The sequence below is a fragment of the Pseudomonas sp. B21-023 genome (assembly GCF_024749165.1).
Taxonomy (GTDB): domain Bacteria; phylum Pseudomonadota; class Gammaproteobacteria; order Pseudomonadales; family Pseudomonadaceae; genus Aquipseudomonas.
In genome coordinates, this window is record NZ_CP087190.1 from 4,062,615 (window position 1) to 4,078,154 (window position 15,540).

Here is a 15,540-nt window from a genome sequence, read left to right on the forward strand (position 1 = left end):
GGTTCGCACCGCCTGCTCCATCGAGATTCAACAATTACAACGAGGTAATCTCTCATGGCTAAAATCGGTTTCATCGGCACCGGCATCATGGGCAACCCCATGGCCCAGAACCTGCAAAAAGCAGGTCACAGCATCTTCGTTTCGACCCACCACGACGCAGCTCCGGCCAACCTGATCGCCGCTGGCGGCGTGGCCCTGGCCAACCCGAAGGAAGTGGCCCAGGAAGCTGAATTCATCATCGTCATGGTGCCCGACACCCCACAGGTCGAAAGCGTGCTGTTCGGTGAAAACGGCGTCGCCGAAGGCGTGGGCCCGAACAAGGTGGTGATCGACATGAGCTCGATCTCGCCTACCGCCACCAAAGCCTTCGCCGAGAAGATCAAGGCCACCGGCGCCGCCTACCTGGACGCCCCGGTGTCCGGCGGCGAAGTCGGCGCCAAGGCCGCGACCCTGAGCATCATGGTCGGCGGCTGCCCGAAAGCCTTCGAGCGCGCCCTGCCGCTGTTCGAAGCCATGGGCAAGAACATCACCCGCGTCGGCGGCAACGGCGATGGCCAGACCGCCAAGGTGGCCAACCAGATCATCGTCGCCCTGAACATCCAGGCCGTTGCCGAAGCCCTGCTGTTCGCCGCCAAGAACGGCGCCGACCCGGCCAAGGTGCGCGAGGCGCTGATGGGCGGCTTCGCATCGTCGAAGATCCTCGAAGTGCACGCCGAGCGCATGATCAAAGGCACCTTCGACCCAGGCTTCCGCATCAACCTGCACCAGAAGGACCTCAACCTGGCCCTGCAAGGCGCCAAGGAGCTGGGCATCAACCTGCCCAACACCTCCAATGCCCAGCAAGTGTTCAACACCTGCCAGGCCCTGGGCGGCGGCAACTGGGACCACTCGGCGCTGATCAAGGGCCTGGAGCACATGGCCAACTTCTCGATCCGCGACGACAAGTGATTTGAATCCGGGGGCTGCTGCGCAGCCCTTTCGCCGGCAAGCCGGCTCCCACAGGGACCGCACCGTCCTATGATCCAGCGCTGTACCTGTGGGAGCCGGCTTGCCGGCGATGAATCCAACACCGTTCTCCTGCAACCACAGGTCGAAGGGTGACCCCGAGCAACACCCGCCCCTGGTTCGGCCTGCACGGAGGCAGTTCCAGGGGCGTTTTCGATTTGCAGAACAACAAGAATCTGGGAGCCTGCCATGTCGGTCGATCCACAAAAATTCCTGCGCGAGCTGTTCGACACAGCCATCGCCGCCGCCCACCCCCGTCAGGTCCTCGAACCCCACCTGCCCGCCGACCGTAGCGGCCGGGTCATCGTCATCGGCGCCGGCAAGGCCGCCGCCGCCATGGCCGAAGTGGTCGAGAAAAGCTGGCAAGGCGAGGTCTCGGGCCTGGTCGTGACCCGCTACGGCCACGGCGCCAGCTGCCAGAAGATCGAGGTGGTCGAAGCCGCCCACCCGGTCCCCGATGCCGCCGGCCTGGCCGTGGCCAAGCGCGTGCTCGCGCTGGTCAGCAACCTCAGCGAAGACGACCGCGTCATCTTCCTGCTCTCCGGCGGCGGTTCCGCCCTGCTGGCCTTGCCCGCCGAAGGCCTGACCTTGGCCGACAAGCAGCAGATAAACAAGGCCCTGCTGAAGTCCGGCGCCACCATCGGCGAGATGAACTGCGTGCGCAAGCACCTCTCGGCGATCAAGGGCGGGCGCCTGGCCAAGGCCTGCTGGCCGGCCACCGTCTACACCTACGCGATTTCCGATGTACCGGGCGACCTGGCCACGGTCATCGCCTCCGGCCCCACCGTGGCCGACCCGAGCACCTCGGCCGATGCCCTGGCGATCCTCAAGCGCTACAACATCGAAGCGCCCAAGGCCGTCATCGACTGGCTCAACAACCCGGCCTCGGAAACCGTCAAGGCCGACGATCCGACGCTGGCGCGCAGCCACTTCCAGCTGATCGCCCGCCCCCAGCAGTCGCTCGAGGCCGCCGCGGTGAAAGCCCGCCAGGCCGGTTTCAGCCCGCTGATCCTCGGTGACCTGGAAGGCGAGTCGCGCGAGGTGGCCAAGGTGCATGCCGGCATCGCCCGCCAGGTCGTCCTGCACGGCCAGCCGCTGAAGGCGCCCTGCGTGATCCTCTCCGGCGGCGAGACCACCGTCACCGTGCGCGGCAATGGCCGTGGCGGGCGCAACGCCGAGTTCCTGCTCAGTCTTACCGAAAGCCTCAAGGGCCTGCCGGGGGTGTACGCATTGGCCGGCGATACCGACGGCATCGACGGCTCCGAGGACAACGCCGGCGCCTTCATGACCCCGGACAGCCACGCCCGCGCCGAGGCCCTGGGCCTGTCGGCAAGCGATGAGCTGGACAACAACAACGGCTACGGCTACTTCGCCGCGCTCGACGCGCTGATCGTCACCGAGCCGACCCGCACCAACGTCAATGACTTCCGCGCCATCCTGATCCTCGAGACCGACCCCTCATGACGCCTGATAAAAAAGTAAAAATCCTCGCCACCCTCGGGCCTGCGATCAAGGGCATCGACGACATCCGCCAGCTGGTCGAGGCCGGGGTGAACATCTTCCGCCTCAACTTCAGCCACGGCGAACACGCCGACCACGCCCTGCGCTACCAGTGGATCCGCGAAGTCGAGCAGCAGCTCAACTACCCGCTGGGCATCCTCATGGACCTGCAGGGGCCGAAGCTGCGCGTCGGCCGCTTCGCCGACGGCAAGGTGCAACTGCAACGCGGCCAGGCCCTGCGCCTGGACCTGGACAAGACCCCGGGCGACCGCCGCCGGGTGAACCTGCCGCACCCGGAGATCATCGCCGCGCTGGAGCCCGGCATGGACCTGCTGCTCGATGACGGCAAGCTGCGCCTGCGCGTCACCGCCAAGCACAGCGACGCCATCGACACAGAAGTGCTGGCCGGCGGCGAGCTGTCCGACCGCAAGGGCGTCAACGTACCGCAAGCCGTGCTCGAGCTCTCCCCGCTCACCGAAAAGGACCGCCGCGACCTCACCTTCGGCCTCGAGCTGGGCGTGGACTGGGTGGCCCTGTCGTTCGTGCAGCGCCCGCAAGACATCCTCGAAGCGCGCGAGCTGATCGGCGACCGTGCCTACCTGATGGCCAAGATCGAGAAGCCCTCGGCGGTCGAGCAGCTGCAGGCCATCGCCGAGCTGTCCGACGCGATCATGGTCGCCCGTGGCGACCTGGGCGTGGAAGTGCCGGCCGAGAGCGTGCCGCAGATCCAGAAGGGCATCATCAATACCTGCCGCCAGCTGGGCAAGCCGGTGGTGGTGGCCACGCAGATGCTCGAATCCATGCGTTTCTCCCCGGCCCCGACCCGCGCCGAGGTCACCGATGTGGCCAACGCCGTGGCCGAAGGCGCCGATGCGGTGATGCTGTCGGCCGAGACCGCCTCGGGCGACTACCCGCTGGAAGCCGTGCAGATGATGAGCAAGATCATCCGCCAGGTGGAGAACGGCCCGGACTACCAGGCCCAGCTCGATGTCGGCCGGCCCAAGGCCGAAGCCACGGTGTCGGACGCCATCAGCTGCGCGATCCGCCGCATCAGCGGCATCCTGCCGGTGGCGGTGCTGGTCAACTACAGCGAGTCGGGGAACTCCACCCTGCGCGCCGCCCGCGAGCGGCCACGGGCGCCGATCCTCAACCTGACGCCGAACCTGAACACCGCCCGCCGCCTGAGCGTGGCCTGGGGCGTGCACTCGGTGGTCAACGACCGCCTGCGCCAGGTCGACGAGGTGGTCTCCACGGCGCTGGAAATCGCCCAGGCCCAAGGCATGGCCAGCCGTGGCGACACGCTGCTGATCACCGCCGGTGTGCCTTTCGGCAAGCCGGGTTCGACTAATACGCTGCGGATCGAGACCCTGGTCTGAGATCGCCGGGGGCGCTGCGCGCCCCTTTCGCCGCGGTTCGTCGCCACGACAAGCCGGCTCCCACACGGAATTGCGCAATACCTGTGGGAGCTGGCTTGCCAGCGATTGGAGGGCAAAGCCCTCCCCATACACCGAAATGCGGAAAACCGAGGCCCGAAGAGGCCCACCGCTCCCCCACTCACCTTACCGACTGCCCATGTACACCAAGAATTTCGTCAACCCGTGCCCCGACTGGGCCACGGCCTTGCTCAACGGTTTCAGCCAGGTGCTGCTGCTGCGCAATCCCCTGTGCGGCCTGTGCTGCCTGCTGGCCATCCTGCTGACCGCGCCGAACCTGGTCGGCGGCGCCCTGCTCGGCGCCCTGGCCGGCCTGCTTACCGCCCAACGCCGCGGCTACGACCGCGCCGACCGCCAGGCCGGGCTGTACTGCTACAACGGCGTGCTGATCGGCATCCTGATCAGCGCCGTGCTGCCCTGGTCGGCGATCCTGCCACCGCTGATCATCGCCGCCGGCGGCCTGTCGAGCATGCTCACCCGCCAATGGCGCAAGCGCGGCGGCAAGCTGCTGGTCGCCTACACCGCGCCCTTCGTGCTGCTGGGCTGGGCCGCGTTGCTGCTGACCGAGCCGTCGGCCAACGGCTATGTCGAAGCCGATCCTGTGTATGCCCTGCTGCGCGGCGTAGGGCAGATCTTTTTGCTCGACAAGCCCATGGCCGGCCTGCTGATCGTCATCGGCATGTACTTCGCCAACCCCTATGCCGCCACCTGGGCGTTGATCGGCTCGGCCATCGGCGGTGGTGTCGCGCTGCTGGCTGGAGAAACGCAGGCCGCGTGGCTGGGGCTGTATGGCTTCAACGCCGCCCTGGCAGCCCTGGCCTTCAGCCGCCAGGGTGAGAACCCCTGGATGACCTTGCTCGCCATCGCCTGCGCCCTGCTGCTGCAGCCGCTGTTCAACCTGCTGCCGATTTCCGGGCTGACCGCGCCTTTTGTGGCCGCGTGCTGGCTGATGCACCTGGGCAACCACCTGGTCCAGGTCAACCAGCGCCGCAACGCACCCCGCTTGCACAGCTGATACCCAGCCCCTAGGCTCTGCCCATCCACCTATTGGAACGAGCCCATGGACACCCCTGCGAGCCTGCGCGAGCGGCTCTACGTCATCGTCTTCCAGACCGACACCACGGCTGGCAGACGCTTCGACAAGATTCTCCTGCTGATCATCCTGGCCAGCCTGGTGACGGTGATCCTCGACAGCATCGACGACGTTCACCAGAACTACGCCGGGCTGCTGGCCGGGATCGAGTGGGGCTTCACCGCGATCTTCCTCGCCGAATACATCACCCGCCTGTACTGCTCGCCCAAGCCACTGCGCTATGCCTTCAGCTTCTACGGGCTGGTCGACCTGCTGGCGATCGTGCCGGGGATCATCGCCCTGTACTACAGCGACGCCCAGTACCTGCTGATCATCCGCGTGGTGCGCATGCTGCGGATCTTCCGCGTGCTCAAGCTCAGCCCCTACCTCAAGCAGGCCCACTACCTGCTGGCGGCGCTGCAGGGCAGCAAGCAGAAAATCATCGTGTTCCTGGTCAGCGTGTCGACCCTGGTGACCGTGTTCGGCACATTGATGTACGTGATCGAAGGGCCGGAGCATGGCTTCACCAGCATCCCCAAGGGCATCTACTGGGCCATCGTCACCCTCACCACCGTGGGCTTCGGCGATATCGTGCCGACTACGCCGCTAGGGCAGGTGCTGTCCTCGCTGGTGATGATCACCGGTTACTCGATCATCGCCGTGCCCACCGGGATCTTCACCGCCGAACTGGCCAATGCCATGCGCGGCGAACAGTTGCAGCATGACTGCCCGACCTGTGCCAAGCACCACCACGAGCATGGCGCGGCGTTCTGTTCGCGCTGTGGCAATGCGTTGTTTCCCAAGCAATAGGCAGCGTCCCCAATGCAGGGCAAGCATAAGCAAAGAGCCATTTGGTCTTTAGCCACCATAGCGCCAAACGCTATAGTCGCTGGCATATCGCCAACCCTTTGAATCAGAACAAGGAATGCCCCCTGTGAAAAAACTCTTCAGTGCCTCGCTGCTCGCCGCGGGCCTGGCCCTGGGCAACCTCGCCCAGGCCGCCCCTACCCTGCTCAACGTGTCGTACGACGTGATGCGCGACTTCTACAAGGACTACAACCCGGCGTTCCAGAAGCACTGGGAGAAGGAGCACAACGAGAAGGTCAACCTGCAGATGTCCTTCGGCGGCTCGAGCAAGCAGGCGCGCGCGGTGATCGATGGCCTGCCGGCCGACGTGATCACCATGAACATGGCCACCGACATCAATGCCCTGGCCGACAACGGCAAGCTGGTGCCGGACAACTGGGTAACGCGCCTGCCGAACAACAGCGCGCCGTTCACCTCGGCCACCGTGTTCATCGTGCGCAAAGGCAACCCCAAGGCGCTGAAGGACTGGCCCGACCTGCTGAAGGACGGCGTGCAGGTGATCGTGCCCAACCCGAAAACCTCGGGTAACGGCCGCTACACCTACCTCTCGGCCTGGGGCTACGTGCTCAAGCAGGGCGGTGACGAAAGCAAGGCCCGCGACTTCGTCGGCAAGCTGTTCAAGCAGGCCCCGGTACTGGACACCGGTGGCCGCGCCGCCACCACCACCTTCATGACCAACCAGATCGGCGATGTGCTGGTGACCTTCGAGAACGAAGCCGAGATGATCGCCCGCGAGTTCGGCCGCGACCAGTTCGAAGTGGTCTACCCGAGCGTGTCGGCCGAAGCCGAGCCGCCGGTGAGCGTGGTCGACAAGGTGGTGGCCAAGAAAGGTACCCAGGCCGTGGCCGAGGAATACCTGAAGTACCTGTGGTCGCCGGAGGCCCAGGAGATCGCCGCGAACAACTACCTGCGTCCGCGTGACGCCACTGTGCTGGCCAAGTACACCGACCGTTTCCCGAAAGTCGACTTCCTGTCGGTGGAGAAGACCTTCGGTGACTGGCGCACCGTGCAGAAGACCCACTTCAATGACGGTGGCGTGTTCGACCAGATCTATACCAGCCATTGATCACTGACCTGTACCGGCCTATCGCCGGCAAGCCGGCTCCCACACCGACCGCGCACACCTCAACCCTTGCGCTATGCCTGTGGGAGCTGGCTTGCCAGCGATGAGGCCACTACAAGCAACACAAGACAGTTGCTCCGACGGGGAACGCGATCTCCTGTGAGAGCCGGCTTGCCGGCGATAGGCCGGTAAGGGCTACTGATCACCCCTGGCGAAACACCAGCGCCTTCAGCCCACCCTCCGGATCCGCATCGGGAAACTCCGGCGGATTCTCCAGCCGCTCGACGAACGCCAGCCCCGGCGCCTGCTCGGCCATCCCCTCGATGAGAAACTGCGGCCCGATCCCAGGATCGTTGACGCAGGCCAATACCGTGCCGCCTTCAGTCAACAACTCCGGCAAACGCCGGAGGATCTTGGCGTAGTCCTGGGTCAGCACGAAGCTGCCGCGCTGGAAGGTCGGCGGATCGATGATGATCAGGTCGTACGGCCCGTACTTGCGCACCTTGCCCCACGACTTGAACAGCTCATGCCCCAGGTACGCCACCCGCGAGGCGTCATGGCCATTGAGCCGGTGATTGTCGCGGCCCCGGGACAGCGCCGACTTGGCCATGTCCAGGTTGACCACCTGCTCGGCGCCGCCGGCGATCGCCGCCACCGAGAAACCGCAGGTGTAGGCGAACAGGTTGAGCACGCGCTTGCCGCCCGCCTGCTCGCGCACCCAGCGCCGGCCGTAGCGCATGTCGAGGAACAGGCCGTTGTTCTGTCGCACGCCCAGGTCGAGCAGGTACTTCAGGCCATCCTCGACCACCTCGCGCTGCTGGCACGGCGCGCCCCACAGCCACTGCCCAGGGCTGTCGGGCAGGTAGCGGTGCTGCAGCAGGATGGCCTGGCCGCTCCACTGCGGGCGCTCGGCCAACGCCATCAGCATCGCTTCAAGCTCGGCCAGCTGGCCCTCGGGCGGCTCGCGGAACAACGCCACCAGCAACACGCCGTCGAGCCAGTCGACGGTGATCTGTTCAAGCCCCGGCCAGCAGCGGCCACGGCCATGGAACAGGCGGCGAGTCTCCTGGGGGGCAGGGTCGAGGGCGGCGAGCAGGTGCTGCTCGAGGGTGGCAATGGCTGGGCTCATGTCGGCTACGGTCAGGCAAAAGCGCCATTCTACCCGCTCGCGGCCGGGCCGGGCGGACATCGATGAAGGGGATGAGAGGGTTTGCGGCACTTTTGTCGCTTTTTTCTTGCCGGGGCGCTGTGGATAGTGCGGCCATCCCTCCCTGAAACCGGATCACTGCCATGTCACCCCTGAAAGTCGAATTCTTCCACGATGTCGTCTGCGGCTGGTGCTTCGTCCTCGCCCCGCGCCTGAAGCAGTTGCAGGACGAACTGAACCTGGACGTGCAGCACCGCAGCTTCATCCTGCAGACCAGCCGCGAGGCGATGGTCGAGCGCTTCGGCTCGATGCCCAAGGCCAAGGAGACCATCCTCAGCCACTGGCTGTCGTGCTCGCGCGCCGAGGACGTCAAGCGCATCAACATCGAAGCCATGCGCCAGCAGGACTTCGAGTACCCCACCGGCCTGCTCGCGGGCCTGGCCTGCCAGACCGCCAAGGCCCTGGGCGGCAACGAAGGCCACGAGCGCCTGTTCGACCGCCTGCAGGAAGCCCACCTGGTGCAGGCCCGCAACATCGGCGACCGCGCCACCGTGCTGGCGGTGGCCGCCGAAGCCGGTTTCGACCCGCAGGCCTTCGCCACGGCATTCGACCAGCAGGCCCCGCAGATGCTCGAGGAAGAACTGGCCCAGGGCCGGCGCCTGGGCATCAGCTCGGTGCCCAGCCTGGTGATCGACGGCCGCTACCTGGTCCCCGGCGCGCTGAGCCTCGAGCAACTGCGCCAGACCTTCATCCAGGTCCGTGCCAACCAGAACCAGGCACAAGGAGCCGCCCAATGAAAAACCGTTACTGGATCGCCGCCGGCACGTCCCTGTCGCTGCTGGCCATGGCCCTGCTGCCCGCCCCGGCGGTAGTGGCCAACGACGCCCCCGCCGCCCAGGCCAACGCCACCCCGGTGGCAATCGCCCGTGTGCAGTCGGGCCCGATGCCGCAGGTGCTCAGCGCCGTCGGCACCCTGGAGGCGGTACACCAGGTCAATGTCTCGCCCGAGGTCGGCGGGCGCATCACCGCGTTGGAGTTCACCGCCGGCAAGGCCGTGGCCGCAGGCCAGGTGCTGGTCAAGCTCAACGACGCGCCCGAGCGCGGCGAGCTGGCCAAGCTGCAGGCCCAGGCCAAGAACGCCAAGCTGGCCCTGGAACGCACGCGCAAGGTGCTGCCGCTGGCCTCCACCCAGGCCCAGCTGGACCAGGCCCAGGCCAACTACGACCAGCTGCTCGGCGAGATCGCCCAGGTCCAGGCGCAGATCGCGCAGAAGACCATCCGCGCCCCGTTCGCCGGCGTGCTGGGTATCCGCAAGGTCAACCTCGGCCAGTACGTCAGCCCCGGCGACAGCCTGGTGACCCTCACCGAGCTGTCGCGCCTGCACGTCAACTTCCCGCTGCCCGAGCAGTCCGCCGCCGCCCTGCAGGCGGGCCAGGCCATCACCCTCAAGGTCGACGCCTGGCCGCAGCAGCGCTTTGTCGCCGCGGTGACCACCCTGGAGCCGCAGATCGACCCGGGCGCCCGCTCCATGTTGGTGCAGGCAACCCTCGACAACCCCGGCCAGCAACTCAAGCCGGGCATGTTCGCCAACGTCAGCATCGAGCTGCCGAGCCACGCCGATGTGCTGAGCGTGCCGGAGACGGCGATCAGCTACAGCGCCTACGGCAACTCGCTGTACGTGCTGCGCGAGAAGGACGGCGCCCTGCGCGTGGAGCAGGTGTTCGTCAAGCTCGGCGCGCGCCGCGACGACCGCGTGGTGGTGCTCGACGCGCTGACCCCGGGCGACCGCGTGGTGGTCTCGGGGCAGATCCGCCTGAGCAACGGCATGCCGGTGCGGGTCACCGATGACACCCTGGCCGCCAGCACCACGCGCAAGCCGGACCTGGCCCAGCAGTAATGGGTTTGCGTGCCACTGAAAAGGACCTGTAGCACCATGAAATTCACCGACCTGTTCATCCGCCGCCCGGTACTGACCCTGGTGGTCTGCGCGATGATCGTCATGCTTGGCCTGTTGGCGCTGCTGAACCTGCCGATCCGCCAGTACCCGCAGCTGGAAAGCGCGACCATCACCATCACCACCGAATACCCCGGCGCCCGCTCGCAGCTGATGCAGGGCTTCGTCACCCAGCCCATCTCGCAGGCCGTGGCCTCGGTCGACGGCGTCGACTACCTGAGCTCGACCTCGACCCAGGGCAAGAGCGTCATCAGCGTGCGCCTGAAGCTCAACGCCGACTCCAACAAGGCCCTCACCGAGATCATGGCCGCCGTCAACCAGGTCAAGTACCGCCTGCCCGAAGGCGCCTACGACTCGGTGGTGGCCAAGTCTTCCGGCGAAGGCACGGCGGTGATCTACGTCGGCTTCTCGAGCAAGGACATCGGCCTGCCGGCGATCACCGACTACATCTCCCGCGTGGTGCAGCCGCGCCTGGCGGCCATCGACGGCGTGGCCGAGGCGCAGATCCTCGGCGGCCAGAAACTGGCCATGCGCCTGTGGCTGGACCCGGCGCGCATGGCTGCGCGCAACCTGTCGGCCAGCGACGTGGCCGAGGCCATCCGCCAGAACAACTTCCAGGCTGCCCCCGGGCAGACCAAGGGCCAGTACGTCTCGGCCAACATCAACATCAACACCGACCTGACCAGCGTCGACCAGTTCCGCCAGATGGTGGTGCGCCGCGACGGCGACACGCTGATCCGCCTGAGCGACATCGGCACCGCCGAGCTCGGCGCCACCTCCTACGACACCAGCGGCATCATGGACGGCGAGCCTGCGGTGTTCATCGGCCTGCACGCCACCCCCGCCGGCAACCCGCTGACCATCGTCGGTTCAGTGCAGGAAATGATGCCGCAGATCCGCGAGACCATGCCGCCGGGCATGACCGCCAACATCGTGTTCGAGGTGGCGCGCTTCATCCAGGCGTCCATCGACGAGGTGGTCAAGACCCTGGTCGAGGCCGTGGTGATCGTCGCCGTGGTGATCTTCCTGTTCCTCGGCTCGCTGCGCAGCGTGCTGATCCCCCTGGTGACCATCCCGCTGTCGCTGATCGGCGCGGCGGCGATCATGAGCCTGTTCGGCTTCAGCATCAACCTGCTGACCCTGCTGTCGATGGTCCTGGCCATCGGCCTGGTGGTGGACGACGCCATCGTCGTGGTGGAGAACGTCCACCGGCATATCGAGGAAGGCAAGACGCCGTTGCATGCGGCTTTGGTCGGCGCCCGCGAGATCGCCGGCCCGGTGATCGCCATGACCCTGACCCTGGCCGCGGTGTACGCCCCGATCGGCCTGATGGGCGGGCTGACCGGCGCGCTGTTCAAGGAGTTCGCCTTCACCCTCGCCGGCGCCGTGGTGGTGTCCGGCGTGGTGGCGCTGACCCTGTCGCCGGTGATGAGCGCCTTCCTGCTCAACCGCCAGGCCAGCGAAGGGCCGATGGCGCGTGGCGCCGAGCGCTTCTTCCACTGGCTGGGCAAGGGCTATGGTCGTTTGCTTGACGTGTCCCTGCACCATCGCTGGCTGACCCTGGCGATTGCCGCGGCGGTGTTCGTCAGCCTGCCGATCCTCTACCTCGGCGCCCAGCGCGAACTGGCGCCGGTCGAGGACCAGGCCCAGGTGCTGGCGGTTGCCAAGGCCCCGCAGTACGCCAACATCGATTACACCCAGATGTACGCGCACCGCATGGACCGCCTGTTCGCCACCTTCCCGGAAACCGACATCACCTGGGTGGTCAACGGCAACGACGGCCCGCGCACCGCGTTCGGCGGCGCCAACCTGAGCACCTGGGAAAAGCGCCAGCGCAGCGCCGACCAGTTGCAGGCCGAGATCCAGAAAGCCGTGGGCGAGATCGAGGGCGTGGCCATCTTCGCCTTCCAGCTGCCGCCGCTACCCGGCTCCACCGGCGGCCTGCCGGTGCAGATGGTGATCCAGAGCTCCCAGGACCACCGCGTGGTGTTCGACGCCATGGACAAGATCAAGCAGGCGGCCATGGCCAGCGGCCTGTTCGCCGTGGTCGACAGCGACCTGGACTTCAACAGCCCGCTGGTCAACATCAACATCGACCGCAGCAAGGCCAATGACCTGGGCATCAGCATGCAGGCCATCGGCGACGCCCTGGCGGTGCTGGTGGGCGAGAACTACGTCAACCGCTTCGCCCTCGACGGTCGTTCCTACGATGTAATACCGCAGGTGGCACGGGCCCAGCGCCTGTCGGCCGAGATGCTGGTCGGCCAGTACGTCAAGGCCGCCAACGGCGCCCAGGTGCCGCTGTCGACCCTGGTCAGCTTCGACATGTCGATCGAACCCAACAAGCTGACCCAGTTCAACCAGCTCAACTCGGCCACCCTGCAGGCGGTGCCGGCGCCGGGCGTGAGCATCGGCGACGCGGTGCAGTTCCTCGCCGCCCAGGCCAATGCCCTGCCCACCGGCTTCAGCCATGACTGGCTGTCGGATGCCCGCCAGTTCGTCCAGGAAGGCAGCGCCCTGGTAGTGACGTTCATCTTCGCCATCCTGGTCATCTACCTGGTGCTGGCCGCGCAGTTCGAAAGCCTGCGCGACCCGTTGGTGATCCTGGTCAGCGTGCCGATGTCGGTGTGCGGCGCGCTGATCCCGCTGTACCTGGGCTATGCCACGGTGAACATCTACACGCAAATCGGCCTGGTGACCCTGGTCGGCCTGATCAGCAAGCACGGCATCCTCATGGTCGAGTTCGCCAACGAGCTGCAGCAGGCCGACCAGCTCGACCGCCGCACGGCTATCGAACGCGCCGCGCAGATCCGCCTGCGGCCGATCCTGATGACCACCGCGGCCATGGTGGTGGGCCTGGTCCCGCTGCTGCTGGCCAGCGGCGCCGGTGCCCACAGCCGCTTCAGCCTGGGCCTGGTGATCGTCATCGGCATGCTGGTCGGTACGCTGTTCACCCTGTTCATCCTGCCCACCGTGTACTCGCTGCTGGCCAAGGACCACCGTGCCAGCGAAGACCCACGCCTGCAGGAACTGGCCGCCTACACCCAGCCGGCCTGACCCCTTAGCCCGCCCTCCCCTGTGGCAGCCATGACCGGCTGCCCCTGGGAGCGGCCGGCCCGAATAAAGAGAAACGACATGCTACGTAAGACCCTTCTGCCCCTGCTGCTGCTGGCGCCCCTGGCCCAGGCCGTTGCCGCCGACCGTGCGACGCTGATGTCGGTGTACGCCCAGGTGGTCGAGCACAACAGCGACATGGCCGCCGCCCGCGAGAACTACCTGGCCCGCCGCGAGGCCGTGCCCCTGGCCCGCGCCCGCCTGCTGCCGCAGGTGGCCCTGGATGCCGAGGCCGGCGACGTGCGCAGCGACCGCCGCCAGGTCGAGCAACGCAGCGGCAGCCTGTACCGCCTGAGCCTCGACCAGCCGTTGTTCGACCTCAGCCGCTGGTTCGACTACAAGGCCGCGCAGTCCGAGAACGAACAGGCCGAACTGGACTTCTCGGCATTCCAGCAGCAGCTGATCCTCGACACCGCCAGCAGCTACTTCGACACCCTGCTGGCCGAGGACAATTTGGCCACCGCCAAGGCCGAGCTGCGCGCCTTCGACCGCCAGCTGCAACAGACCCGGCTGAGCTACGACGCCGGCCTGTCCGACCAGAACGACATGCTCTCGGCCCAGGCCAGCTTCGACCGCGCCAGCGCCAACCTGATCGACAGCCAGCGCCGCAGCGAGGACGCCTACCAGGCACTGATGCGCCTGACCGGCCAGGCCCAGCCGGCATTGGCCGGGATCCGTCACAGCCTGCCGGTGCAGGCGCCGGTGCCCGAGCGCGCCGAGGCCTGGGTCGAGCAGGCCATGGCGCAGAACCTGCGCCTGCGCGCCAGCCAGGCCGCCGTTAGCCAGGCCGGCCAGACCCTGCGCAGCAGCAAGGCCGATCACCTGCCGACCTTCAACCTGGCCATGGGCTACGCCGAGGGTGACAGCGACCTGATGGACTCCAGCGCGCACTTCGGCCAGCGCCCCGGCAACCAGCGCGACAGCTCGGTGATGGTGCAGATGAAGCTGCCGCTGTTCAGCGGCGGCGGCACCAGCGCGCGGGTGCGCCAGGCCACCCATGAGCTGGCGCGTACCGAGTACGGCCGCACCAGCCTCGAACGCGAGGTGCTGGAAGGGTCGCGCAATGCCTTCCGCGCGGTGGTCAGCGATGTCGAGCAGGTGCGCGCGCGGCGCCAGAGCATCATCTCCAGCCAGGGCTCGTTGCGGGCCACCGAGGCGGGGTATGAGGTGGGCAGCCGCAACATCGTCGATATCCTCGATGCCCAGCGCGACCTGTACAACGCGGTGCGTGACTACAACGTCTCGCGCTATGCGTACATCGTCGACAGCCTGCGGCTCAAGCAGCAGGCCGGCAGCCTGAGCCCGGAGGACCTGCGCGAATTGGCGGGGTACCTGAAGCTGGATTACGAGCCGGAGCGGGATTTCCTGCCGAGTGATCTGCGCGGGTAAGGTATTGGTAATCGCGGGGCCCGTGCCCACGACAGGGTGTTTAGCGTCAGGCCTTGCAAGGTGTTCGCCGTAGCTCTTGCAGCGCCTGTCAGATCGAGCGCCGCCCGCGCGGCGCATCGCTGGCAAGCCAGCTCCCACATTTGTTTCGGGCCAGTCTGTCCTGTGGGGTTATCACTGTCCGCCTTGGTGCATGCCTTGGGACTGGTGGGGCGCCAGTGGTGCCTACGCTGAAACCGCGTCGTACCAACAAGGCGTACAGCCGCGGCAGCACAGGCATAACTGGCCCGAAACAGATGTGGGAGCTGGCTTGCCAGCGATGCGCCGCGCGGGCGGCGCTCGATCTGACAGGCGCTGCAAGAGCTACGGCGAACACCTGGTAGCCCTGATGCGGTCAATAACCCTCGCGCCAAAAGACCTTGAACGGGATGGTGTTTGGCGTGGGAGCGGCGGTGCGACTTGCCCCGCGATAGAGCCATCGGATCAACCGGACCGGTTCAACCCCAACTCCATATCATCAATCAACGCCTTGGCCATGGCGCTCAACATGCGCGCTGCGCTGCCCGCCATCAGGTCGCCTTCCATCTCGGCCTCGCAAGTGAGGTGGCGAATGCAGCCAAGCAGCACCGACAACTCGCTGAAGGCATCCGCGAAGGGAATGCCCGGCTCGACCTTGAACAGGTCCATGCAACGGGTCCGGCCCGCGGTACGTGCATTGGTCATGGCTGCACCTGCGGCTTGTGTTCGAGCAAGGCACAGGCAAGCTGGCCAAGGTAGTCGCTGGCGGTGAACAGGCGGTCCTGGGTTTCGCCAGGTTCGGTCTTGAAGTAGATATCGAGGACATCGGAAATAGCCGTGGCCACTTCGACGGCGGCGGTCATGGCTTCTTCGCGGGTGAGGGTCGGGCGGATAGCGATGAAGGGGGCTAGACGCGGTGGGTCTGGGACGATCTTTTTCATGATGAAACTCCAGTGCGTGACAGGAGCGGCCATCTCGATC

The 15,540-nt window shown here is 66.6% G+C and carries 13 protein-coding genes; 10 read left to right on the forward strand and 3 right to left on the reverse strand.

Annotated elements, in window-relative coordinates; genetic code table 11:
- Positions 1 to 54: 54 nt before the first annotated feature.
- The 6 genes from LOY42_RS18165 (at position 55) to LOY42_RS18190 (ending at position 6,943) form a co-directional block, all read left to right on the forward strand.
- Positions 55 to 948, forward strand: coding sequence for a 2-hydroxy-3-oxopropionate reductase (locus LOY42_RS18165; RefSeq protein WP_023631172.1), 894 nt, complete (start codon positions 55 to 57; stop codon positions 946 to 948).
- Positions 949 to 1,194: 246 nt separating this feature from the next.
- Positions 1,195 to 2,469, forward strand: coding sequence for a glycerate kinase (locus LOY42_RS18170; RefSeq protein ID WP_139672571.1), 1,275 nt, complete (start codon positions 1,195 to 1,197; stop codon positions 2,467 to 2,469).
- Positions 2,466 to 3,881: a pyruvate kinase gene (pyk, locus tag LOY42_RS18175; RefSeq protein WP_258598678.1), complete on the forward strand. Its 1,416-nt coding sequence runs from the start codon at positions 2,466 to 2,468 to the stop codon at positions 3,879 to 3,881. The genes LOY42_RS18170 and pyk overlap by 4 nt, the downstream gene beginning before the upstream one ends.
- A 196-nt stretch (positions 3,882 to 4,077) precedes the next feature.
- On the forward strand, positions 4,078 to 4,953 hold the full coding sequence (locus tag LOY42_RS18180) for an urea transporter (protein WP_258598679.1): 876 nt from the start codon (positions 4,078 to 4,080) through the stop codon (positions 4,951 to 4,953).
- 45 nt (positions 4,954 to 4,998) lie between these two features.
- On the forward strand, positions 4,999 to 5,820 hold the full coding sequence (locus LOY42_RS18185) for an ion transporter (protein WP_258598682.1): 822 nt from the start codon (positions 4,999 to 5,001) through the stop codon (positions 5,818 to 5,820).
- Between the two features lie 124 nt (positions 5,821 to 5,944).
- Positions 5,945 to 6,943 carry a sulfate ABC transporter substrate-binding protein gene (locus tag LOY42_RS18190; RefSeq protein WP_102683548.1) on the forward strand — a complete coding sequence of 333 codons (999 nt, stop codon included), beginning with the start codon at positions 5,945 to 5,947 and terminating at the stop codon, positions 6,941 to 6,943.
- A gap of 199 nt (positions 6,944 to 7,142) precedes the next feature.
- Here the strand turns inward: LOY42_RS18190 and LOY42_RS18195 are convergent, their stop codons facing one another.
- Entirely contained in the window at positions 7,143 to 8,069 is a 927-nt protein-coding gene (locus LOY42_RS18195) for a class I SAM-dependent methyltransferase (RefSeq protein ID WP_102683602.1), read from the reverse strand.
- Between the two features lie 161 nt (positions 8,070 to 8,230).
- Between LOY42_RS18195 and LOY42_RS18200 the strand changes: the two genes are divergently transcribed.
- The 4 genes from LOY42_RS18200 (at position 8,231) to LOY42_RS18215 (ending at position 14,544) form a co-directional block, all read left to right on the forward strand.
- Positions 8,231 to 8,884, forward strand: a complete 654-nt coding sequence (locus tag LOY42_RS18200; RefSeq protein ID WP_102683549.1) for a DsbA family protein — start codon at positions 8,231 to 8,233, stop codon at positions 8,882 to 8,884.
- Positions 8,881 to 9,984 carry an efflux RND transporter periplasmic adaptor subunit gene (locus LOY42_RS18205; RefSeq protein ID WP_052752633.1) on the forward strand — a complete coding sequence of 368 codons (1,104 nt, stop codon included), beginning with the start codon at positions 8,881 to 8,883 and terminating at the stop codon, positions 9,982 to 9,984. The genes LOY42_RS18200 and LOY42_RS18205 overlap by 4 nt, the downstream gene beginning before the upstream one ends.
- Before the next feature lie 36 nt (positions 9,985 to 10,020).
- Positions 10,021 to 13,098, forward strand: a complete 3,078-nt coding sequence (locus LOY42_RS18210) for a MexW/MexI family multidrug efflux RND transporter permease subunit (protein WP_110704539.1) — start codon at positions 10,021 to 10,023, stop codon at positions 13,096 to 13,098.
- A gap of 78 nt (positions 13,099 to 13,176) precedes the next feature.
- Positions 13,177 to 14,544, forward strand: coding sequence for a TolC family outer membrane protein (locus LOY42_RS18215; protein WP_198754911.1), 1,368 nt, complete (start codon positions 13,177 to 13,179; stop codon positions 14,542 to 14,544).
- 480 nt (positions 14,545 to 15,024) lie between these two features.
- On the opposite strand, the gene LOY42_RS18220 is transcribed toward LOY42_RS18215, so the two are convergent.
- Together LOY42_RS18220 and LOY42_RS18225 are read right to left on the reverse strand one after the other, a co-directional pair.
- Positions 15,025 to 15,228: a DUF3077 domain-containing protein gene (locus tag LOY42_RS18220; RefSeq protein ID WP_139672577.1), complete on the reverse strand. Its 204-nt coding sequence runs from the start codon at positions 15,226 to 15,228 to the stop codon at positions 15,025 to 15,027.
- Positions 15,229 to 15,260: 32 nt separating this feature from the next.
- Complete coding sequence (locus LOY42_RS18225; protein ID WP_139672580.1) at positions 15,261 to 15,500, reverse strand: hypothetical protein; 240 nt, start codon at positions 15,498 to 15,500, stop codon at positions 15,261 to 15,263.
- Between the last annotated feature and the right edge of the window lie 40 nt (positions 15,501 to 15,540).

Bases quoted from the DNA above. Each gene is read 5' to 3' on its own strand.
- LOY42_RS18165 (WP_023631172.1), top strand. From the start codon at position 55: ATGGCTAAAATCGGTTTCATCGGCACCGGCATCATGGGCAACCCCATG.
- LOY42_RS18170 (WP_139672571.1), top strand. From the start codon at position 1,195: ATGTCGGTCGATCCACAAAAATTCCTGCGCGAGCTGTTCGACACAGCC.
- pyk (WP_258598678.1), top strand. From the start codon at position 2,466: ATGACGCCTGATAAAAAAGTAAAAATCCTCGCCACCCTCGGGCCTGCG.
- LOY42_RS18180 (WP_258598679.1), top strand. From the start codon at position 4,078: ATGTACACCAAGAATTTCGTCAACCCGTGCCCCGACTGGGCCACGGCC.
- LOY42_RS18185 (WP_258598682.1), top strand. From the start codon at position 4,999: ATGGACACCCCTGCGAGCCTGCGCGAGCGGCTCTACGTCATCGTCTTC.
- LOY42_RS18195 (WP_102683602.1), bottom strand. From the start codon at position 8,069: ATGAGCCCAGCCATTGCCACCCTCGAGCAGCACCTGCTCGCCGCCCTC.
- LOY42_RS18200 (WP_102683549.1), top strand. From the start codon at position 8,231: ATGTCACCCCTGAAAGTCGAATTCTTCCACGATGTCGTCTGCGGCTGG.
- LOY42_RS18205 (WP_052752633.1), top strand. From the start codon at position 8,881: ATGAAAAACCGTTACTGGATCGCCGCCGGCACGTCCCTGTCGCTGCTG.
- LOY42_RS18210 (WP_110704539.1), top strand. From the start codon at position 10,021: ATGAAATTCACCGACCTGTTCATCCGCCGCCCGGTACTGACCCTGGTG.
- LOY42_RS18215 (WP_198754911.1), top strand. From the start codon at position 13,177: ATGCTACGTAAGACCCTTCTGCCCCTGCTGCTGCTGGCGCCCCTGGCC.
- LOY42_RS18220 (WP_139672577.1), bottom strand. From the start codon at position 15,228: ATGGACCTGTTCAAGGTCGAGCCGGGCATTCCCTTCGCGGATGCCTTC.
- LOY42_RS18225 (WP_139672580.1), bottom strand. From the start codon at position 15,500: ATGAAAAAGATCGTCCCAGACCCACCGCGTCTAGCCCCCTTCATCGCT.